20 protein-coding genes are annotated in these 22,275 nt (G+C 36.9%); 5 read left to right on the forward strand and 15 right to left on the reverse strand.

Going from position 1 to position 22,275, the window contains the following annotated elements; translation table 11 throughout:
• Positions 1-193: 193 nt before the first annotated feature.
• Positions 194-2,932 carry a helix-turn-helix and ligand-binding sensor domain-containing protein gene (locus AC2S94_RS01145; protein ID WP_484629682.1) on the reverse strand — a complete coding sequence of 913 codons (2,739 nt, stop codon included), beginning with the start codon at positions 2,930-2,932 and terminating at the stop codon, positions 194-196.
• 90 nt (positions 2,933-3,022) lie between these two features.
• Here AC2S94_RS01145 and AC2S94_RS01150 point away from each other — a divergent pair, with 90 nt between their 5' ends.
• The 5 genes from AC2S94_RS01150 (at position 3,023) to AC2S94_RS01170 (ending at position 7,472) form a co-directional block, all read left to right on the forward strand.
• Complete coding sequence (locus tag AC2S94_RS01150) at positions 3,023-4,723, forward strand: sulfatase family protein (RefSeq protein WP_484629683.1); 1,701 nt, start codon at positions 3,023-3,025, stop codon at positions 4,721-4,723.
• 90 nt (positions 4,724-4,813) lie between these two features.
• Positions 4,814-6,073: a putative DNA modification/repair radical SAM protein gene (locus AC2S94_RS01155; protein WP_484629684.1), complete on the forward strand. Its 1,260-nt coding sequence runs from the start codon at positions 4,814-4,816 to the stop codon at positions 6,071-6,073.
• Positions 6,073-6,849, forward strand: coding sequence for a TIGR03915 family putative DNA repair protein (locus tag AC2S94_RS01160; protein ID WP_484629685.1), 777 nt, complete (start codon positions 6,073-6,075; stop codon positions 6,847-6,849). Before AC2S94_RS01155 ends, AC2S94_RS01160 begins: the two co-directional genes overlap by 1 nt.
• 84 nt (positions 6,850-6,933) lie before the next feature.
• Positions 6,934-7,152, forward strand: coding sequence for a hypothetical protein (locus tag AC2S94_RS01165; RefSeq protein WP_484629686.1), 219 nt, complete (start codon positions 6,934-6,936; stop codon positions 7,150-7,152).
• Positions 7,153-7,226: 74 nt separating this feature from the next.
• Entirely contained in the window at positions 7,227-7,472 is a 246-nt protein-coding gene (locus AC2S94_RS01170; protein ID WP_484629687.1) for a hypothetical protein, read from the forward strand.
• A 47-nt stretch (positions 7,473-7,519) separates the two neighbouring features.
• Here AC2S94_RS01170 and AC2S94_RS01175 read toward each other — a convergent pair whose 3' ends face one another.
• The 14 genes from AC2S94_RS01175 to AC2S94_RS01240 all read right to left on the reverse strand — a co-directional run bounded on the left by AC2S94_RS01175 (position 7,520) and on the right by AC2S94_RS01240 (position 22,095).
• Positions 7,520-8,497, reverse strand: coding sequence for a polyprenyl synthetase family protein (locus AC2S94_RS01175; protein WP_484629688.1), 978 nt, complete (start codon positions 8,495-8,497; stop codon positions 7,520-7,522).
• Between the two features lie 58 nt (positions 8,498-8,555).
• Positions 8,556-9,599 carry a dual-specificity RNA methyltransferase RlmN gene (gene rlmN / locus AC2S94_RS01180; RefSeq protein WP_484629689.1) on the reverse strand — a complete coding sequence of 348 codons (1,044 nt, stop codon included), beginning with the start codon at positions 9,597-9,599 and terminating at the stop codon, positions 8,556-8,558.
• A gap of 117 nt (positions 9,600-9,716) precedes the next feature.
• The gene (gene queA / locus AC2S94_RS01185) at positions 9,717-10,766 is read right to left on the reverse strand and encodes a tRNA preQ1(34) S-adenosylmethionine ribosyltransferase-isomerase QueA (RefSeq protein WP_484630883.1); all 1,050 of its coding nucleotides are present in this window, start codon (positions 10,764-10,766) and stop codon (positions 9,717-9,719) included.
• A gap of 90 nt (positions 10,767-10,856) precedes the next feature.
• Entirely contained in the window at positions 10,857-12,074 is a 1,218-nt protein-coding gene (gene aroA, locus AC2S94_RS01190; RefSeq protein WP_484629690.1) for a 3-phosphoshikimate 1-carboxyvinyltransferase, read from the reverse strand.
• Between the two features lie 30 nt (positions 12,075-12,104).
• A complete protein-coding gene (locus AC2S94_RS01195; protein ID WP_484629691.1) occupies positions 12,105-12,359 on the reverse strand; it encodes a hypothetical protein in 255 nt (84 codons plus the stop codon).
• Positions 12,359-12,685: a nucleotide pyrophosphohydrolase gene (locus AC2S94_RS01200; protein ID WP_484629692.1), complete on the reverse strand. Its 327-nt coding sequence runs from the start codon at positions 12,683-12,685 to the stop codon at positions 12,359-12,361. Before AC2S94_RS01200 ends, AC2S94_RS01195 begins: the two co-directional genes overlap by 1 nt.
• Positions 12,651-14,696, reverse strand: coding sequence for a DUF3857 domain-containing protein (locus AC2S94_RS01205; protein ID WP_484629693.1), 2,046 nt, complete (start codon positions 14,694-14,696; stop codon positions 12,651-12,653). Before AC2S94_RS01205 ends, AC2S94_RS01200 begins: the two co-directional genes overlap by 35 nt.
• Before the next feature lie 4 nt (positions 14,697-14,700).
• Complete coding sequence (locus tag AC2S94_RS01210) at positions 14,701-16,617, reverse strand: DUF3857 domain-containing protein (protein ID WP_484629694.1); 1,917 nt, start codon at positions 16,615-16,617, stop codon at positions 14,701-14,703.
• Positions 16,618-16,669: 52 nt separating this feature from the next.
• The gene (gene dtd, locus AC2S94_RS01215) at positions 16,670-17,122 is read right to left on the reverse strand and encodes a D-aminoacyl-tRNA deacylase (protein ID WP_484629695.1); all 453 of its coding nucleotides are present in this window, start codon (positions 17,120-17,122) and stop codon (positions 16,670-16,672) included.
• Complete coding sequence (gene rsgA, locus AC2S94_RS01220) at positions 17,122-18,069, reverse strand: ribosome small subunit-dependent GTPase A (protein WP_484629696.1); 948 nt, start codon at positions 18,067-18,069, stop codon at positions 17,122-17,124. The genes dtd and rsgA overlap by 1 nt, the downstream gene beginning before the upstream one ends.
• A gap of 97 nt (positions 18,070-18,166) precedes the next feature.
• Positions 18,167-19,255 (reverse strand): chorismate mutase, encoded by a 1,089-nt coding sequence (locus tag AC2S94_RS01225; RefSeq protein ID WP_484629697.1) that lies wholly within the window; start codon positions 19,253-19,255, stop codon positions 18,167-18,169.
• Positions 19,245-20,129, reverse strand: coding sequence for a prephenate dehydrogenase (locus AC2S94_RS01230; RefSeq protein WP_484629698.1), 885 nt, complete (start codon positions 20,127-20,129; stop codon positions 19,245-19,247). The genes AC2S94_RS01225 and AC2S94_RS01230 overlap by 11 nt, the downstream gene beginning before the upstream one ends.
• Positions 20,126-21,271 carry a pyridoxal phosphate-dependent aminotransferase gene (locus tag AC2S94_RS01235; protein ID WP_484629699.1) on the reverse strand — a complete coding sequence of 382 codons (1,146 nt, stop codon included), beginning with the start codon at positions 21,269-21,271 and terminating at the stop codon, positions 20,126-20,128. The genes AC2S94_RS01230 and AC2S94_RS01235 overlap by 4 nt, the downstream gene beginning before the upstream one ends.
• Positions 21,268-22,095 (reverse strand): prephenate dehydratase, encoded by an 828-nt coding sequence (locus AC2S94_RS01240; RefSeq protein WP_484629700.1) that lies wholly within the window; start codon positions 22,093-22,095, stop codon positions 21,268-21,270. Before AC2S94_RS01240 ends, AC2S94_RS01235 begins: the two co-directional genes overlap by 4 nt.
• Between the last annotated feature and the right edge of the window lie 180 nt (positions 22,096-22,275).

Genomic DNA, 22,275 nt, shown 5'->3' on the forward strand with positions numbered 1-22,275 from the left:
AGATACGTAGACACTAAAATTTTACGCAAACGTTGTAGTACATAACTACTACATCAAACTAATTTAACATTTAAAACCCTATTTTTCAAGTATTTAAGAAAGTTTTGAAGTATTTATTTAAGAAAATATTTTAAGTATGATGTAGTAATGTAGTAGTAGAATTTAGGAAAATATTGAGGTGTTCTTTACGAATTTAGAAATTCTTTATAAGGAATTTTGTCAAATTTACATCGCTATCCAAATCCATCTTTTTTCGTAATCGATATCGATGCACCTCTACTCCTCGAACTGAAATCCCCATAAGTGGGGCAATTTCTTTAGAACTTAAATTCATTTTAAGATAGGAACACAACTTGAGATCTTTACTCGTTAGTTTTGGATATTGATCCAGAACATCCTTGAAAAAATCTTCATGAACTTCATTAAAATTAGTTTCAAATACTTTCCATTCATCTTTACTCTTAACCGCATTATTGATTTTATTCATAATGTGCTTTATGCGGAATTGATTGGAAAATTTGCTTTTATCCTTATTTAGTTCTCCTTGAATTTCCATAAGTACTTCATTCTTTTTAGCGGCCATCATAGTTGTATTTGCAAGCTCTTTACGCTTTAGATCAATCTCATGCATCAACCGCTCCTTTTCAATTCTGTTCAATCTTTCTGAATGCTCCTTTTCAAATTTCTCTTCTAATTGTAATTGATGCTTTTTCAATTTTTGCTGATTCAACCAATAGATCAATACAATTATTCCTATAAAAACCAGTATATAAATTGTTTTCATCCATACAGAAAAGTACCAGGGTGGTGCAATACTGAAATAAAATTTACTGGAGTTATTTAATTCCTCATTTGTACCAGAGGCTATAAGTGTTAATTCGTAATCGCCATGTTGCAAATTGCGAAGATCAATTTCTCCATCAGTAAAAATACCATCCAGAATTTCTTCACCTTCAAGATGATACTTAAGAACTGTGGCGTCAGAAACTGGCATTCCTGCCTTTAGATATAAATTTCGTGATTCTTTGAAAGGAATGACTGGCGTTTCTTCAAGTGAATAGCGCTTGTTCAAATCTGAAAACTGTTTTAAATACGGCTCACTTATCCACTGTTCAGATTTTTCTCCTTTTAATTGATATAGGTTGAGTTTAGCAAAGCCATCATTCAGGGTGATATAAAATATAGAATCGTTTTCCCTAATAAAATTTTCGTTAGATCTCACCAGCCGGTTTTTCAAACTTTCCTGGGGTAGTAATATTTCATTACCTCCAAGATCTGAAAAGATTAAAGAGCCGTCGTCAGAATTTGCGAAGACATATTCCGCATTATCTTCAAACAAAAGTCTTGAATCTTTATATTCATCGAGCTCCTCAAAAATTTCAAAATCAGATTTAAATGGATTGTATTTATACCAATTATTATTTACGTAAAGAATAATCTGCTTATTCAGTTCGTATAATTTGGGATTGAAGTTTGCCTTTCCACCTAAAGCAGAAATTTTCTCAATTTCCAGGTCCCTGAAGTTCTCGTGTTTGATGCGGTAAACGCCTTCATAGGGGTGAGCAGCCCAAATGGTTGAATTATCACTGATAATTACCTCCTTTACCGGAAAATTTACAGAAGAAACTTCAGTCATTTGCGAATTTTCAGGATCATAAAGACTCAACCCGGTATAATTAGCGATGAGTAATCGATTGGAAGCATCCTCTATTTTTTTAATGCTAAAACTACCAGTACGCGATTCCAATGGTATAAACTTGTCATCTACAATCTTGTAAATTCCCGTATTATGATTTGCAAAAAGAACATCATCAATAACCTCCAGGTTCCAGGTATGATCTTCAGCATTTTCAATCAGCTTTAAATTATTGTCTGAAAAACTATAAACCCCCGTATTGCTAGCGAGATAATACTTATTTCTATATTTCTGAAGGTCATATACTGCTCCCAATTCACCAGTATTATCAGTATAAAAGTTCAACGGCGCTTTTAGATCTATCATATCAACACCTTTATCCAATGCAAGCCATAATCTACCTTTATCATAATACATTCCAAGTGTAGTATTGTTTTGCAGACCGGAATTCCTATTTAATACTTTAATAGTATTTGTTTTTAGATTATACCTAATAACCCCATTTTTAATAGTACCTATCACGATCTCTTCATCTGAAACCGAAATAATATGATTAAGTTCAGCTCTTTCTAGTATTTCGTTCAATTTACTATCCGGAAATCTTGCAAAATTTTTATTGGAATAGGTAAAAAGCGACTCTTTCGCCGCTATAAAAAGTGTATCTCCCATAGCTTCAATATCTATAATATTGAGATCCATAATTAAAGACTGATCACCTGGCGCAGCTCTAATTTCGCCATTCTCCAGGTATGCGAGCCCTTCCCTACGCGGAGTCAAAACCAATTTATCCTGAAAAACACCTAAAGAGGTGGAAACGATATCCTGAACCTTCGTGATTTTATCATTTTGGTATTTATAGACCGCTCCGAAAGACCTGAAATAAATAGCATCATTGTAAGAGGTTATTTCCCAGAACTCATCGCTTTGCATCTCAAATTCGGCCATTAGCGGAGTCAGGCTTTGATAACCCATCCTACCATCTTTCAAGCGTTGCCAGTACCCAAATTCCTTATACGATCCGGTATAAATTCTGTTTGAATGGGGATATACTGATCTTATTATGGATTGACTTTCTAAAGGATATAATTCCCAGTTCAAACCATCATAGACTAACAATCCCTGATTATTTGCACTGTAGACAATTCCTTTTTCGTCTAGCGCTATATCCCAATTTTGACTAGCTGCAAGATATTCTGCCGGCGAAAAATTTTGTATGGGTGGTACAAGTTCCTGCGAATAGGCATGATTTGACATCAAAACTAATAAAATCAGGTACTTATAAATATTTAGTTCCATGCTAAAAATAAGTTTGTGCAGTCATTGTGCAGGTGAAAAGTAACATTTTTCAACGAAAACTTTCGTAATTTCCAATTCAAAATATTTCTTATGCAGCATTCAGTAAAAAAAAAATTTGTTCTACGATTTTCAATTTTTATCATCGTATTAAATCTATTCGGTTGTAAGGATCAAAATATTGAAAAAAGCGAAAGCACTTCTTCGGAACCTAAAAAACCAAATATTGTTTATATCATGACTGATGACCATGCTGCTCAGGCGATCAGCACTTATGGCCATCCCGTTAGCCAGTTGGCTCCAACTCCCAATATTGATCGCATCGCTGAAAATGGAGCAAAATTTTTAAATAATTTCTGTACCAACTCTATATGTGGACCTAGTAGGGCAGTGATTCTCACTGGGAAGTTCAGTCATATGAATGGTTTTAGAATGAATGGAGAAATATTTGACGGTTCTCAGCCTACATTACCTAAGTATCTGAAAAAAGCCGGTTATCAGACTGCGATAGTTGGGAAATGGCACCTGCATGGAAGACCCCAAGGTTTTGATTATTGGAACATTTTGAAAGATCAGGGAAATTATTACAATCCGGAGTTTATTCATGAGGAAGACACCAGTATTGTAAATGGTTATGCAACAGATATTATTACTGATATGGGCATAGACTGGATGGAGAAGAAAAGAAATAAGGATGAACCATTCTTTTTAATGGTACACCATAAAGCTCCGCACAGAAACTGGATGCCACCTTTAAGGCATATTAACACATATGATTCTGTGAAATTCCCATTACCTGATACTTATTTTTCCAAGCATGAAGATCAGATTGCCGCCCAGGAACAACTTCAGACCATTTATGAAGATATGTATGAAGGTCATGATCTCAAAATGACGGTGAAAAAAGGGAGCGATTCGCTAAGACATAATCCATGGAAAACAGATTTTGAAAGAATGACTCCAGAACAAAGAAAAGCCTGGAATGATGCTTACAGACCTAAAAATGATGCATTTCATGATGCCAATCTCACTGGAAAAGAATTGGCTGAATGGAAAGGTCAGCGCTATTTAAGAGATTATATGGGAACCGTTGCTGCTGTAGATGAAGGAGTTGGAAAAATATTAGATTATCTGGAAGAACAGGGTTTAACTGAAAACACAATAATTGTTTATACCACAGACCAGGGTTTTTACCTTGGAGAAAAGGGTTTCTTTGATAAGCGGTTTATGTATGAAGAGTCCTTGGCCATGCCTTTGCTGATGCAATTTCCAAACGGAATTAAAAAGGGGACAACTATAGATGAACTGACTCAGAATTTAGACTTCGCTCCAACCTTCCTGGATTATGCAGGCGCTGAAATACCTGAAACTATGCAAGGCAAATCGCTGAAGCCATTATTAGATGGTACTGAATCGAATGAGAGTTTTAGAGACGCCGTTTATTACCATTATTATGATTTTCCAGCATTTCACATGGTTAAACGACATTATGGGGTAAGAACCGAAAGGTATAAGCTTATCCATTTCTACGATGACATAGATACCTGGGAATTATATGATCTTGAAAAAGATCCTAAAGAAGAGAATAATCTCTATGGAGAACCGGAATACGCCGATATCCAAAAAGAACTACATAAAAAACTGAAATCTCTCCAGGATAAATATGAAGTAACAGAAAAGGAATTTGAAACAACTCCTAAAGAAAAAGTAGAACAGGCCTATAGAAATTTTGCAAGATTAGCTGGAGAAGATCCTGAAACTTATCCTGAAGAGAAAAAATCCAGTTTAAAATAAGCTCTTTTTAAGTTGATTAGAGTTAAAACTTGATAATCAGTATTTACTACTTAATTGGAATTTTTCCTATTTTTGGAAAAATTCCAATTTATGGACTTTGATCGCATAAAAGAAAAACTGAGTATACTTGCAGATGCTGCCAAGTATGATGTCTCCTGCTCCAGTAGCGGTAGTAAAAGAAAAAATACCAAAAAAGGTCTGGGAGATTCTTCTGGAATGGGTATTTGTCACTCTTATACACAAGATGGTCGCTGCGTTTCTTTATTAAAAATCTTACTTACCAATCATTGTATTTTTGATTGCGCCTATTGTGTTACTCGTAGAAGTAATGATATTAAGAGAGCTGCTTTCAAGGTTCAGGAAGTAGTAGATCTTACCATTAATTTTTACAGACGTAATTATATTGAAGGATTATTCCTAAGCTCCGGTATATTCAAAAGTCCTGATCATACAATGGAGAGGCTTATCCGCGTGGCAAAAAAATTACGTGAAGAAGAAAATTTTAATGGATACATCCATTTGAAAAGTATTCCAGGTGCCAGCGATGAACTGATGAGGGAAGCCGGATTATATGCTGACAGGTTAAGCGTTAACATCGAGATACCTACGAAGTCCGGATTAAAATTGCTAGCTCCAGAAAAAAATCATGAAGATTTCATGAAACCAATGAATAAGGTAAAAAATGAAATCATTCAATATAAACAGGAATCTAAATTTATAAAAAGTACTCCTAAATACGCACCCGCCGGGCAGAGCACCCAAATGATCGTGGGAGCCACCGGTGAAAGCGACCGTGATATCATGTATTCTTCTGCCTTCTTCTACAAGAACTATAATATGAAGCGGGTTTATTATTCCGGTTACGTCCCTATAAGCAACGATCCGCGTCTGCCCGCATTAAATTCGCAGGTTCCTATGCTTAGGGAAAATAGGTTATACCAAACCGACTGGCTTATGCGATTTTATGGATTCGATGTGAGAGAATTGCTGAACGATGATTTTCAATTTCTGGATATGGATATAGACCCAAAATTAAGTTGGGCTTTGCGGAACAGGCATCTTTTTCCGGTAGATATAAATAGAGTGGACAAACAGCTTTTATTAAGAATACCTGGAATCGGTTTGAAATCTGTCAATAAAATTCTGAATGCGCGGAAATTCCGAAAATTGAATTGGGATCATTTAAAGAAAATCGGGATCGCGTCTAACCGGGCTAAATATTTTATTACCTGCGATTCCAGAGAGAAAGAACTTAAAGACCTTTCCAGCGAAAGTTTAAAATCTATAATTATGCAGAATTCCCAGAGCAAATTCAGAAAAGATCTCAGCAACCAATTAAGTCTGTTTTAATGCAGCAGAAAGTATTGAAATATGATGGTAGTTTTATGGGATTTCTCACCTGCATCTTCAATGCCTACGAACAAAAATTAGAGGTTGTAGAAATTGTTCCTGCAGGGGAAGACCAAAAACAGCTTTTTAGCGAGACGGAAAAAATTTTTACTGAAGAACACAAGGCCCTTAGAGTTTTGAAAGGCTTGAAATCGAAAGTCTCCTCTAATGGACTAAGAAAAATAAAATGGGCATTTTTAAGTGAAGCACAAGGAATAGAGATCAAGTTATTTGAAATGATCAAATATGTTTTTAATTCAAAGAGTAAGGTAGATTTGGATTATTCACACCCGGTCGTGCTGTATATAGAGAATATTGCCAAACAGGTAGGCAGGGAGAAACATCGTATGGAGGCATTTGTCAGGTTTAGATTAACCAAAGATGATATCTATTTTGCCATAATTGAACCGGATTTTAATGTGCTGCCAATAATCACACCGCATTTTAAAAGCAGATATGCAGATCAAAAATGGTTAATTTATGATATAAAACGTAAGATAGGTGTCTATTATGACCTTACGAAAACCGAATATGTGTCTATAGATTTACCTGAAGATATGGGCATTTCTGGAGGAAATTCAGAATATTTTGAGGCTGGCGAAATCTATTTTCAGAAATTATGGAAAGAATATTTTGATTCCACAAATATCAAAAGCCGAGTAAATATGCGGCTTCACGTACAACACGTACCTAAAAGATATTGGAAATATTTAAGTGAAAAGAGTCCTTTTGCATAATCAAAATTTGTTTAACTTTGTTTCTTCAACTAATTAAACATTTTAACAATGAAAAAATTATTCTTACTATTTGCTGTTGCAACAATGTCACTTTCAATCTACTCTTGTAGAGAAACAACTGAGGAAAAAACCGAAGATGCTGTTGAATCTATGGGTGAAGATATGGAAAATGCTGCTGATGAAGCAGGAAACGAAATTGAAGAAGCTGGACAGGACGTAGAAAACGCTGCTGAGAACGCAGAAAATGAAATGGAAGAAGAAGTAGAAGGAACTGACGACATGAACGGTGACGATGATATGTAATCATCTTCTTTCTTTATAATATTAAAGCCATTCGTTTGAATGGCTTTTTTTAATTAACCCTTAATTTTATTGTAATGAAAAAAACAGTGATTTTAATTATGGCTGCAATATTCAGCCTTTCAATTTATTCTTGTCGTGAAACCACTCAGGAAAAAACTGAAGAAGCTGCTGAAGCGATAGGTGAAGATATCGAAGCAGGTGCTAAAGAAGCAGGCGAAAAAATCAAAAAAGGAGCTGAAAAAGTAGAACAGGAAATTGACGAGGAAATTCACGAAACAGATGACGTGAATGGTGAAGAAGCTACAGATGATGCTGCCTAATCTTATATAGCCATTATAAAAAAAGCGAAGATTTTAACTTCGCTTTTTTATTTTTTTCTCTCAATGACATAATTCACCATTAATTCTAAACTTTCTTTATATGGAGATTCCGGATAATCTTCCAGGATAATGAGGGCTTCACGTTGAAATTCCTTCATTCGCTTTACTGCATAGTCAAGACCTCCTTTTTCCCGAACAAAATCGATGACCTCTCTTACTCTCTTTCTATCCTTATTATGGTTTTTAACGGAGTTGATCACCCAATCACGCTCTTTCTTGGAAACAGTATTCAAAACATAGATCAAAGGCAATGTCATTTTCTGCTCTTTAATATCAATACCAGTTGGCTTTCCAATCTTTTGCGTTCCGTAGTCAAAAAGGTCATCCTTTATCTGAAACGCCATCCCGATCAATTCACCGAAACGACGCATTTTGGCAATTTCATTGCTTTCCGGTTTCACTGAAGCCGCACCAAGACTGCAACAAGCTGCAATTAGCGTAGCCGTTTTCTGCCTGATAATATCGTAATATACAGCTTCGGTTATATCCAGTCTTCTGGCTTTTTCGATCTGAAGAAGTTCTCCCTCACTCATTTCTTTAACCGCAACCGATATGATCTTTAACAGATCGAAATCATTATTATCAATAGAAAGTAATAAACCTTTAGATAACAGATAGTCTCCTACCAGTACGGCGATCTTATTTTTCCATAAGGCGTTGATACTGAAAAAACCTCTTCTTCTATTGGAATCGTCTACCACATCATCATGAACCAGCGTAGCGGTATGAATTAGTTCAATCACTGATGCTCCCCTATAGGTCCGCTCATTTACAGAACCTTCTGAAACCATTTTCGCTACAAGAAAAACGAACATCGGGCGCATCTGCTTACCCTTTCGATTTACAATATAATGCGTGATTCGATTTAGAAGGGCAACTTTAGAAGACATAGATTCGAAGAACTTTTTTTCAAAAAGTTCCATCTCTTTTTCCACGGGAAGTTTTATTTGGGAAATAACCTTCATAAAGGCCGTAAATATACATATTTATACCGAAGCAAAGCTCCGTAAAAAGCTCTTGAAATTAAGCTGATTTATTTGCCAGCTGACCGCAAGCGGCATCAATATCCTTACCTCGAGAGCGCCTTACTGTAACTGTAATTCCATTTCTTTCCAACATTTCCTGGTACATATCTGTAGCCTGAGAAGCTGCCTGTTGAAAATTCCCATCATCTATGGGATTATATTCAATAAGATTTACTTTGCAAGGCACATATTTACAGAATCTCACCAAAGCCTGAGCATCTTCCCTGGTATCATTAATATCTTTCCAGACGATATATTCATAAGTGATTCTGCTTTTGGTTTTTGAATACCAATATTCCAGGGCTTCACGTAAATCTTCCAATGGGAAAGTCTCATTAAATGGCATGATCTGGGTTCTCACTTCATTTCTCGCTGAATGTAAGGAAACAGCAAGTTTGATCTTGGCTTCATCATCAGCCAGCTTTTTGATCATTTTTGGAACTCCAGAAGTAGAAATAGTGATACGCTTAGGTGACATACCCAGGCCTTCAGGAGAAGTGATTTTCTCCACAGCCTTCATTACATTATTATAATTCATAAGTGGCTCACCCATTCCCATGAAAACAATGTTTGAAAGCGGTCTGTCGAAATATAGCCGACTTTCATTATCTATCGCCACTACCTGGTCATAAATTTCATCCGGATTCAGGTTTCTCATTCGCTTTAATTTAGCAGTTGCACAGAACTGGCAATCAAGGCTACAGCCTACCTGTGAAGAAACGCAAGCAGTAGTACGGGTTTTTGTAGGGATAAGTACAGACTCCACTGTTAAACTATCATGCAGTTTCACCGCATTTTTGATAGTACCATCACTACTTCTCTGCATTCTGTCTACCCGGATATGGTTAATGACAAAATTATCTTTTAGCATTTGCCTGGTTTCTTTTGAAATATTGGTCATATCATCAAAAGAATGTGCAGCCTTATTCCAAAGCCACTCGTAAACCTGGGTTCCGCGGAAAGATTTATCACCTTCAGAAACAAAGAATTTCTGAAGTTGTTCCTTGGTTAATGCCCTTATGTCTTTCTTCTTGTCTTTCACGCTGCTAAATTACAAAGTTAAAACCGAACCGTTTCAGTCTTTTAAAAATCAATAGCTTACAAAAAAGGCCATAAACCGGAATTTCGATTTATGGCCTTTGAATATATTGAGCGCTGATTATAAGATCAGCATCGCATCACCGTAAGTATAGAATCTGTATTTCTCCTTTACAGCTTCCTCATAAGCCTTCTTCATAAAATCATGACCTGCGAATGCAGAAACCATCATTAATAAAGTTGATTTTGGTGTGTGGAAGTTAGTGATCATACAATTCGCGATATTGAAATCGTATGGAGGGAAAATAAATTTATTGGTCCATCCACCAAATTCATTAAGTGTCTGATCAGATGATACAGCACTTTCCAATACTCGCATCACTGTGGTCCCTACCGCACAAACCTTACGTTTTTCAGATTTTGCAGTATTGATCACTTCGGTAGCATCTTTGGTAATGAATGCTTCCTCACTGTCCATTTTATGTTTTGAAAGATCTTCTACCTCAACCGGGCTGAAAGTTCCAAGACCCACGTGAAGTGTAACTTCAGCAAAATCAATTCCTTTGATCTCTAATCTTTTCAAAAGATGCTTTGAGAAGTGCAAACCTGCGGTTGGTGCAGCTACAGCACCTTCGTTTTTAGCATAGATAGTTTGATATCTTTCTTCATCTGAAGGCTCAACATCTCTTTTAATATACTTTGGAAGTGGAGTTTGCCCTAATTCCTTAAGTTTTTTTCTGAAGTCGCTGTAAGATCCATCGTAAAGGAATCTCAGCGTTCTACCTCTGGAAGTTGTATTATCTATTACTTCAGCGACAAGACTTTCGTCTTCCCCGAAGTAAAGTTTATTACCAATTCTGATCTTTCTTGCAGGATCCACAAGAACATCCCATAATTTGGTTTCAGGGTTAAGTTCTCTAAGTAGGAATACTTCGATTCTCGCACCTGTTTTTTCTTTATTACCGTATAATCTGGCAGGAAATACTTTGGTGTTATTAAGAACCATCACATCTTCTGGTTCAAAATAATCAATTAGATCTTTAAATTTTTTATGTTCAATCGTCTGCTCTTTTCGGTTTAGTACCATCAATCTCGACTCGTCGCGATTTTCAGATGGATACTCAGCCAAAAGTTCTGGTGGCAGTTCAAAATTGAAATTCGAAAGTTTCATTCCCATAGTTCCTGTTTTAAAAGGCGCAAATATACAATCTCAAGGTAGGGGTTGTCAAGTAAATGGAGATTTATTTGATAATAAAATAAATTATTGTACTAAAAAGTCTAATTCTTTGAGGTCTTTCCAAAAATCTGGGTACGACTTGGAAACTACATCGGCCTCTATTATTGAAATCGGAACTCTTTGCGCTAAAGGTGCAAAAGCCATAGCCATTCTATGATCATTATAGGTTTCTATTGCAACTTTCTTATTCAAAGAACTGCAAGGCAGTAAATGCAGGCAGTCATCTGTGATCTTTACTTCTGCTCCAAATTTTTCCATTTCATTTTTCAAAGCCTGCAACCTGTCTGTTTCTTTAATCTTAAGTGTATGCAAACCCTTTAATTCACATTCAAGACCAAGCGCCAGACATGTAACCGCAATGGTTTGGGCGATATCCGGAGAATTTCTCAGATCTTCACAAATTCTAACTGAGCGCGTGGATTTTTGCTTAGAAAGTATAATGCTATCTTTTTCAAAGGTGGTTTCCACACCAAAGTGTTTATAAATTTCAGCCAGGCAGGAATCACCCTGTCTACTGGTTTTTCTATAATTGGATAGTCTAAATTCAGCTGTTTCGGCAATAGCGGCGATACTATAGAAATAGGAAGCAGAACTCCAGTCTGATTCCACTGCAATGGTTGATGTCTTCAGATCTTTTGTAGGCTGAATAAAAATACGGTCATCTTTAAACTCGCCCTGTATGCCAGCGTGTTGCAGAATTTCAAGCGTCATTAGAATATAAGGTGTAGAGGTGATCTGCCCTTCCAGAATGATCTCCAAGCCTTTTGGCAAGGAAGCACCTATCAGCATTAATGCTGAAACATATTGGCTACTCACATTTGCCTGTAGTTTAACCGAGTCTACGTGTAATTTTTTTCCCTTGATGATCAAAGGCGGATACCCCGTTTCATTCTTGTATTCAATATCAGCGCCCATTCTTTGAAGTGCATCAACCAGCAACCTTATTGGTCTTTCCTTCATTCTTTTACTTCCGGTGATCTCTACCTCACAACCTTCTTTTGAGGCAAAATATGCTGTAAGAAATCGCATGGCAGTTCCGGCATGATGAATATCGATCAAGCCAGACCCCTGATCAAGAGCCTTTTTCAGGACCACAGTATCATCACTGTTAGAAAGATTTTCGATGGAAATATTAGGATACAAAGCCTGAAGAATTAGTAAGCGATTAGACTCACTTTTCGAGCCGGTGATCTTCAGGTTTGCCGATAGATTTTTACTGGGATTATGAATTGAAAGCGTCATTTCAGAAAATAAAAAAAATGAAATACTAAATTAGTCTTTCTTTTCTTTTCCACGAAACTGACCGAAGGCTAAAATGAAGCCATAAAGAAACGATGCCAGTAACTGACCGATCACAAAACGAACAAGCTTTCCATCTTCAGTTCTTTCTTTGAAAAAAGTTTCTACAGCAAAATGACCGTACTCAAAAAATATAGAGATCACATTATAAAGAATAAGAAAAGACAGGCCTAACCAGAAAACAGATTTCCAGAAAGACCTTTGTGAAATAATAGATTTAAATTTCATTATTTCAGCTTTTCATTATTCTTATGACGGTCTTTGTCTCGCTTGGTTTTGATATCAAGTTTTCTATCAAAAGCCTCCTGAAGGTCCACTCCGGTTTGATTGGCCAGGCAAAGCACTACAAAAACCACATCTGCAAGTTCTTCACCAAGATCTTTTTCCTTATCGCTTTCCTTTTCACTTTGCTCGCCGTATCGTCTCGCAATAATGCGAGCTACTTCACCGGTTTCTTCAGTTAGCTGAGCCATATTGGTTAATTCGTTGAAATAACGAACACCATGCTCCTTGATCCAGTTATCTACCGCTTTCTGCGCGTTCTTCAAGTCCATCAGTCGAAATTTTTCTCAAAACTATGCTTTCATTTTGTTTTTCAATAATGTTGTCATAAAACTTTTGGATTATTTCGTAGTCGCTCGGCTGGTAAACAGTTTGAGCGAGATTCACTTCAGAATCAATTCTAAGGTAACTTCCGCTTTGCTTGACAATATATTTGAATTGTCCTGCATTATCTTTTAACTTCACGATAGCACTTTCCGGAAGAGAAACCACTTCATAACCTTCAGGAATCATAATATTGACCAGGTTATGATTTTGTGTTGGAAAATCAAAGAAAATTGGATAGGTCCTTTTATCGGCTTTGAATTCATTTACTAATTGAGTCTTGAAGAACAAAGGTTTAAAATAAATCTTATCCCCAATTACCTCCTGGGCTTTGCTACTTTCAAAATTATAGGTTCTGGTAATTTCAGCTCCTACCTTTTCAAAGTCCTTCACCTCCGCATCTAAAATCGAATAGCTTGCCTGGGACTTAGAGAGATTAGTCAATGCATTGCCAGATGACTTATGCTTCATCCTGTAGTTCTTCGCATGTAAACCACCAAGATTGTTCATATACTTTCCTTTTATAGAATTCTCAGAAATTTGAACATTCATCACCGTATTGTCGACAGAATAATAATTAGGCTGAAGATTCACCCATTCTGAAGAACCATCTTCTTTAATCATTCTTCCCTGCCAGTTTCTTGCTCTTTTCGGTAATTCTCCAATACCGGCAGCTCTATCGGTCGCATCCAACAACAGAGTTTTTCCATCAATCTTTGCAGAGGCTAACAAATAGTTGAAACCATTTTTAGTTGGAAATGAAGGAACCCCGTTATTGGGAGTGCTTACTAGTACAGGATTTGCATCAATCTTGGCATATTTAAGCATGGAAACAAGTAATAGGTTCACATCTCCTGTATTACCTGAACCATCCTTATAAGCACTTTTTAAACCATTTTCGGTCACAAAACCTATGTAGTCATTCCATTTAACCTTTTGTTTTACGAATTGAAAAATAAGTTCGGCTTTTTTCATAGGGTCAGAAATTCCACCTACTAAAGCGTCTAACTCGTCATCATAGAAATTTGAATTCTTCAATTCTCTTTCAAACCCATTATCCAAATAAATAGATTTTGACACTCCTTCCCATGTGCTGGAAAAATTCTCTATTGGTGAATTCGGAAACTCGGTATATTTCAACTCCCAATCCAGGTATGCCGCATAATTCTCTAAATGATCCACATGGTTTTCCTCGATTAGTGATGGAATATTTTCCTGTTCAATGATGTATGAATTCTGCATGAATTCTACTGAATAACGGTTGGTTTTTACACTTTGATTTCTTGATGAACCAGGACGCGTAGTTTTTGAAAAACTTCTTTTGAATGGCTTTGAATCCTGATCAACTTTTACATAAAAAGCTGCTTTTGGATTATTGTAAACACCATAATTTAAATATTCCGGAACGGTTACTTTAACATCGATCTTATTTATAGGAATGCTATACTGCAACGGAATTCTATCTATGTACGTCGATAATTTATCTGAAGTGATCTTATATTCAAATTCAACCACACTTCCCTCTTTTACATTCGGCATGGTGAATTTTGTGACCTTCCTATATCTACTGGCATCTTCCTCGTAAATGTTATCACGATCAAGTTTTGTTTCTTCAACCTTTCCGTTTTCCAGGTTATAAGTGACTCCTTTAAGACTCACCACATTTTCATCAATATTTCCCTGGCTTGCGCTAATCTCTTTTGTAGCCCAGTCCATTCCATCTTTGTTATATATCTTGATCCTTTGATGATATTCTGAAATTATCTTAAAACCAGAAACCTGATTATAGTCATAATACGTTCTCTGGTAAGTGTAAAGAACGGCTGCATCTGCATCCTCTTCTAGAGGATGTTGCTTTTCTGAAACCTCCTCTTTGGAAACCTTTCCGAATTTATAATTTTGGGCTGTTGTCATTGCTCCTACCAGAAGAAAAAGAGCAAGAATAAATGGTCTAAACATTGATTTAGGATTTTGCATTATTTACTATTACCGCTTTCAGATTATTGAGCCTGCTCACCTTTCCTAAAAATTTTTGGAATTCAGCAAACCGGTCTTTTGGCCATTCTCCTTCTTTAATTATAAGAAGTCTTTCAATTTCAATGGCCTTTTTCTCCTCCTCTAAAGCAGTGATTTTAATTGAGAATTCTCCGAAATCTGAAGCAATATTCTGACTTTCTGGTAGGGCTTCGATATCAAAACCTTCAGGTAATTCGAAAATAAAATGATCTTTATAGGTTTTACCACGACTCACGTGCAATGGCATTGTTCTTTCTTTGGTAGGTCTTACATTTAAGCTTTGTTGCTGAATAAAATTCAAAGGAATTAGCAACCTGTTTCCGGCATTGGTAGCCAGCCGGTCCCCGGAAAATTTCAGATGCTCCTGAAATTCAATATTCTCACGATCATTTTCCAGCTGAATATCCTCAAATTTCAGGTTCTGGATGCGTGCCCAGCTCTCACGATAATATTCCTTAAGATCATCTTCTTTTCGATCTACCAGGTAAAATTTATCTCCATAAGGAACTCCAAAGGAAGACCTGGAAAAGTCGGCTACAAAACCACCATTTTCATTTAATTTCAGCCTGCAATCTCTCTGCTGAAGGTTTTCTTCAGCCTCATATTTTTTGGTCTTGATGATCTCACCACCATTTTTTGAAATTCGTAGCACATGACGATCATCTGTAAAATCTCCTAAATAGTTGAAAGGAGTTTTCTGGTTAGTACATTCCAGCCAGATATCGGTAGAATCCTGTCGAGGAATATTTAAAATAACATGATTTCCCTGCATCAAGGCAAAGTCCGGATTTATATCCCGTTTTCTTCCGCCGTAAACAACTGTATAATAAGAATCTATTCCCTGAGTTTTGAGTAAGGCTTTTGTGTAATTGGTAAGAGCTTTACAGTCACCATAACCAAGCTCGTCCACCGCGGTGGCATTTTCAGGTTCCCATCCGCCAATACCGTATTGCACAGATATGTACCTCGTTTTATCCTGAACATATTGGTAAATGATCCTGGCTTTTTCCTCAAGTGTTTTCGCATTTTTCGTAAGCGAACTTATTTCGGAAACCGTAGCTGCAGGAAGTTCATCATGACCCTCCACGAGGTTATCATACATCCATTTTCCAAAATTTTTCCAGTTTTCAGACCTTCCTCTTACCCCTTCAAGTTCAAAAACATCCAGAGAAAACAACACCTGAGGTACTATTTTGTCTAATCCAGGGCTTAAAGGTTCTGGCTTTCTCGCCTGAATATTCTTAACTGAATATGTAAAGTTTCCATCGGTGATTGAACTGGAAATATCAAAATCTTCAAAATTATATTCCTCATGCCTGATAGGAAATTTATTCGGGTTTTCTATTTCAAAAACAGCATTTTCAACACTAAGCTCATAACCTTCTATCGGAAACCAGCCATCCAGAAAAACAGAATTCTCTCTTTCAAATTCACTCGTATAAATAACGGTATAGGGATAATTTCTTGCAGTATAATCAAGGAAACTAACTCTTGAGTCTGAAAATAGTGTAGAAGAACCGTATGCGCTTACGTCATTAAAATCTTTCTGCTTGATTTTCCTGATCTCATTTCCATACTCATCCAGGATTAAAGCCTCCTGGTCTTTAATCGCATCGCCATCACTGTAATACTCATAAGCATCGATGAAAGACTCTCCATCCTGATTTAAAACTGTGATCACACGGGTAGTGTACGTTACAACCTTATCCAGTTCTTCTATAACTGTTTTTTGATGAAGTTTCCTGACGACAGCATCAGAATTCTCAAGTAATTCAGGGGCTATATTTGAAGTTGCATATTCCTGCTGTGCATAAGTTATCTGTAAAAATATCAGAAGCAGGAAATACAAAATTTTCTTGCGCATTATTTAAAATAGAATATCAATAAAGGCGCAATATATAAAATTTTAACTCTTTTTAACGTTTTTCTTTCGAATCAATTATAATTGTGACTGGTCCGTCGTTCAAAAGAGAGACTTTCATATCTGCTCCAAACTTACCTATACCCACGTCTTTTCCCAATTCCTGCTCAAATTTCGCAATGAATTTTAAATATTTTGGTTCGGCTATCTCTGGCTTGGCAGCTTTAATATAACTGGGACGGTTTCCTTTTTTAGTACTTGCATGCAAAGTAAACTGACTAACGATGATCGCATCACCATCTACAGTTTTTAAAGAATCGTTCATCACACCCTCATCATCATTAAAGATTCTCATATTGATGATCTTCCTACAGAGCCAGTCAATATCTTCATCGGTATCTTCTTCTTCTATTCCCAAAAGTATAAGTAAACCCTCGTGTATTACCGCGCATACTTTATGGTCTACGGTTACTGAAGCTTCTGAAACTCTCTGTATTACTGCTCTCATTATTTCTGATATTGATCTATACGGTAATTATCTTCCTCGCCTTCCATGATCTGCAAATAACTCTTATACCTGGACCAGGCAATTTCGCCATCTTCCAACGCTTGCTTGATCGCGCATTTTGGTTCTTCAATATGCAGACAATTATGAAACTTACAATCTTGTTTTCTTTCAAAGAACTCAGGAAAATAATCTCCGATCTCTTCTCTTTCCATATCTACAACTCCAAAACCTTTAATTCCAGGAGTGTCGATAATACGGGCATCGAATTTAAGATCGAACATTTCAGCAAATGTAGTGGTGTGCTGCCCCTGACTATGCTGTCTGGAAATTTCAGAGGTTTTGAGATCAAGGCTTGGTTCAATTGCATTGATAAGAGTTGATTTACCGGTTCCACTATGTCCTGAGATCATACTGGTTTTTCCGATCATCTTTTCTTTCACCTTGTCTACATTCTTGCCATTCTTTGCGGAGATCCCAATACATTCGTAACCGGCATTTCTATATAATTCAGCCAGGTATTTCACTTCAGCAAGTTCTTCAATAGTATAGCTATCAACTTTATTGAAAAGTAAAACCGCCGTAATATCATAAGCTTCAGCAGTAACCAGGAACCGATCTATAAAAGTTGTAAGCGTAGGTGGATTATTCAAGGTAACGAGGAGAAAAACCTGATCGATATTCGAAGCGATGATATGCGTTTGCTTCGAAAGGTTCACAGATTTTCTAATAATATAATTCTCCCGCTCCTTTATTTTTTTGATGACCCCAGTATTTCCTTCCAAACCTTCTTCAAGATCAAAAGTAACCTCATCTCCCACTGCTACTGGATTGGTGCTTTTAATTCCCTGAATTCTGAATTTACCTTTAATTCTACATTCGTAGAATGCACCATTTTCAGCCTTAACCTGATACCAGCTTCCTGTAGATTTGTAAACCGTTCCCTGCATTTATGCTAAATTATTCATATCCCGAATCATATATTATTTCCTGCAAATTTATAGGTTTAATTCAAGACTGCACATACTTGGCTATAATGCTTTCAAATTACCTGATTCCGTCGAGAATTTTTTGCTGGTGGTTGATTGATTCCTGGTGAATCGCTTTGAACATTCTCAACACGAATTCCTCGCTAAGCCCTTTCTCTTCACCTTCAAGAACCATTTTACCTAGAATTTCATTCCATCTTTTTGTCTGAAGGATCGCCACGTTCTGATCTTTTTTCACCTGACCGATTTCTTCTGAAATTTTCATTCTTTTTGAAAGAATCTCTAGGATCTGACTGTCGGTGATATCGATCTTAGACCTTAATGCGGTTAATTTATTCTGAAATTCCTCGCTTGCTGAAACTTCTTTTCTCACTTTTAGATCATTCATAATTTGAATTAATGTTTCCGGTGTAATTTGCTGCGCGGCATCACTCCAGGCCTTATCTGGTGTATGGTGAGTTTCCACCATAATTCCGTCGTAATTCAAATCTAAAGCAGTCTGGCAAAGATCAAATATGATATCTCTTCTGCCCGCAATATGAGATGGATCCAGGATTAATGGAAGATCTGGAAATTTATTTTGAAGTTCGATTGGAATCTGCCATTCCGGGTTGTTTCTGTATTTTGTTTTCTCATAAGCTGAAAAACCTCTGTGGATCACTCCTAGCTTATTAATATCTGCCGTATGCAATCTTTCAACTGCACCAAGCCATAGAGAAAGATCTGGATTAACCGGGTTTTTAACCAGTACGATCTTATCAGTTCCTTTAAGTGCATCTGCAATTTCCTGTACTATAAAAGGAGAGACGGTTGTTCTGGCTCCAATCCATAAAATATCAACGTCATGTTTCAACGCAAGATCCACGTGATTTGGATTGGCAACTTCAGTGGTTGTAAGCATTCCTGTTTCTTCCTTTGCTTTCTGAAGCCATTTTAACCCTAAAGCTCCCACGCCTTCAAAATTACCGGGCCTGGTTCTCGGTTTCCAGATTCCTGCTCTTAAAACAGTAGCATCGCTGTCTTTTAATTGATGGGCGATCGTTAATACCTGTTCTTCGGTTTCGGCGCTGCAAGGTCCTGCAATCACCAGGGGATGAGATAATCCGAAATCATCCAGCCATGTTCTGAGTTCTTTTTTATTTTCCATTTTCAACTATTTTAAATTCTTGGTTCTTATTTAATCCGTTTAATACTTCTCTAATATGATTCGTTCTCTCCATTTCACTGAATACTTCTTCAAAATTATCTTCATCCATCAGTTTTCTGAAATGTTTCAGATTTGAAATATATTCGTCTAAAGTTTCCATCACGTTCTTTTTATTCTGATGGAAAATTGGTGTCCACATAGCCGGAGAACTTTTTGCCAGCCTTACGGTTGAAGCAAAACCACTGCCTGCGAGATCAAAAATGTCGCGTTCATTCTTCTCTTTTTCCAGCACCGTTTTACCCAGCATAAATGAACTAATGTGAGATAGATGCGATACATATGCGATATGGCGATCATGCGAAGCAGGATCCATATACCTAATTCTCATCCCAATCGCCTGAAAAATTTCCAATGCTCTTTCCTGAAGCTTAAAAGCCGTTTTTTCAACTTCACATATGATATGTGTTTTATTTTTGAAAAGACCGTGAATGGACGCTTTAGGTCCTGAAAATTCAGTCCCTGCAATTGGATGGCCTGCCAGGTAATTTCTACGCTTTGGATGCTCTGCAACGATCTTACACAATTTCTCTTTGGTGGATCCTGCATCTACTACAACACAATCATCACTTACCAGATTTAGAACTTCAGGAAGTACTTTAAGCGAAACATCTACTGGAATGGCAAGAAAAACCATGTCTGCATTTCCCAGCTCGCTCATCTCTGCTTTTCTATCGATCAATCCCAGCTGATGAGCATCTTCTAAATGTTCATCATTTTCATCAATCCCAAAGATCTCGATAGTCTTGATAGCAGCCTTCAGGTCCAATGCGAAGGAACCTCCAATTAATCCCAGACCTATTACAAAAACCTTCATTTTCTTATTCTTTTTAGTGCTTTTTCTACCGCTTCAAGGGATGCACAAAGAGAAAATCTAACGTAACCTTCACCCTGATCTCCGAAAATAAATCCAGGAGTTATAAATATATCATGCTCATAAAGCAATTCGTCTACCACATCGGCCGAAGTTTTCCCTTCCGGAGCTTTAGCCCAGATAAAAAGACCAGCCTGGTCTTCTCTCGCTTCACATTCCAGCTCATTTACCAATTGCATTATCTTTGCTTTTCTTTCCGCATAGATCTTATTTTGCTCCTCAAACCATGATTCTGGCAATTTCAAGGCTTCTACTGCCCCAGCCTGAACAGGATAAAACATCCCGCTGTCCATATTCGATTTCACTTTTAGAACCGAATTAATATTTTTTTCACTTCCGGTTAGCATACCAACACGCCACCCGGCCATATTAAAACTCTTACTCAATGAATTCAATTCCATCACGTAATCACTTCGCCTCTCTTCATTCAAAATACTAATAGGTGCATCATTTTGAATAAAACTATATGGATTATCATTTACCACCAGGATCTTATTTTTTTCAGCAAAGCGAGTCAATTCTTTAAAGAATTCAGCTGTAGCCTTTGAACCCGTAGGCATATGAGGGTAATTCACCCACATCAATTTCACTTTATCCAGACCTTGTTTCTCCAATTCTGCTAAATCTGGCAACCATCCATTTTCCTCTTTCAGGCTGTAATTCCGTTCTTTAGCTTCAAGCAATTTGGCTACTGAACTATAAGTTGGATACCCGGGATCTGGCAAAAGCACTTCATCACCAGGATTCAAAAAAGCCATGGAAATGTGCATAATTCCTTCCTTACTACCCATTAGTGGAAGGATTTCAGTCTCAGGGTTCAGCTCTAATTGATAGTACTTCTTATAAAATCCAGTGATAGCATCACGCAACTTCTTGATACCTTTATAAGGCTGATATTGATGCGCACCATTATCTTTTAATGCTTTATTCAAAGCTTGAACCACAGCATTAGGAGGAGCAAGGTCTGGACTTCCAATCCCGAGATTGATAATATCCTTGCCTTGAGACCTCAAATCTGCCACCTCACGAAGCTTTTTTGAAAAGTAGTATTCCTGAACTGTATCCAGTCTTTTTGCCGTTATCATGACAAATTGTTTTTATAGATCCCTAAAATTTTTAATTCTTCAGTCATTAGTTTTAAAACACTTACCGCTTTATCAAAATCCTTTGGTTTTTCAAAAATGACATCCACGAAAAATGAATATTTCCATGGCTCATCAATAATTGGTAAGGATTGAATTTTAGTAAGGCTCAAGTATGAATCCCTTAGAATATTTAAAACCGAAACCAGGCTTCCCCTATCACTGCTTAGGTCAAATTTTAAAGATGCTTTATCCAGCTGAATTCCGTTCGGTTTTTGTCTTTCTCTGCCTAAGATTAGGAATCTCGTTGCGTTGCTTTTAATGGTATGAATTTCATGAGCCAGGATTTCCAAACCATACATTTGAGCAGCTGCCGGACTTGCCACAGCGGCCACTTTCATTTTACCTTCTTCGGAAATTCTTTTAGCAGCTTCCGCAGTATCTGCGTCCTCAATGAGTTTGATATGAGGATATTTCTTGAAAAATTCCTTGCACTGAAGCAAAGCCATTGGATGAGAAAAGACTTTTTTAATATCCTCGATTGTCTGACCTTCCAACGCCATGAGATTCATATTCACCGGCGTATAATGCTCCCCAATTATGCTAAGATTATATTCATCTATAAGAGCGTAATTTGGAAGAATGGAACCGGCAATACTGTTCTCTATCGCCATTACCGCCTCATCAGATTCCTTTGAAGACAGTTTCTGTGCCAGCTCATGAAATGATAGATGTTCCATGACTGAAACATCCTCATGATAATAATCCATGGCCACCAAATGGTGAAATGAACCTTTTATTCCCTGAATCCCGACTTTTTTATTCATATAGGTATAAATAAAAAAGTCCCGATCTAAGATCGAGACTTTTATATAATTCTATGTTTAAATTAATCATATAGCATTCCCGATCCTATCTCTGGTATAGAAATAAAAATAATAGAATGCGTTCCAATTAATTAATGTTGTCATTTGCAATAATAATGAAAGACTAAAGTAGCGCTTAAA

Source organism: Christiangramia pacifica, assembly GCF_057221535.1.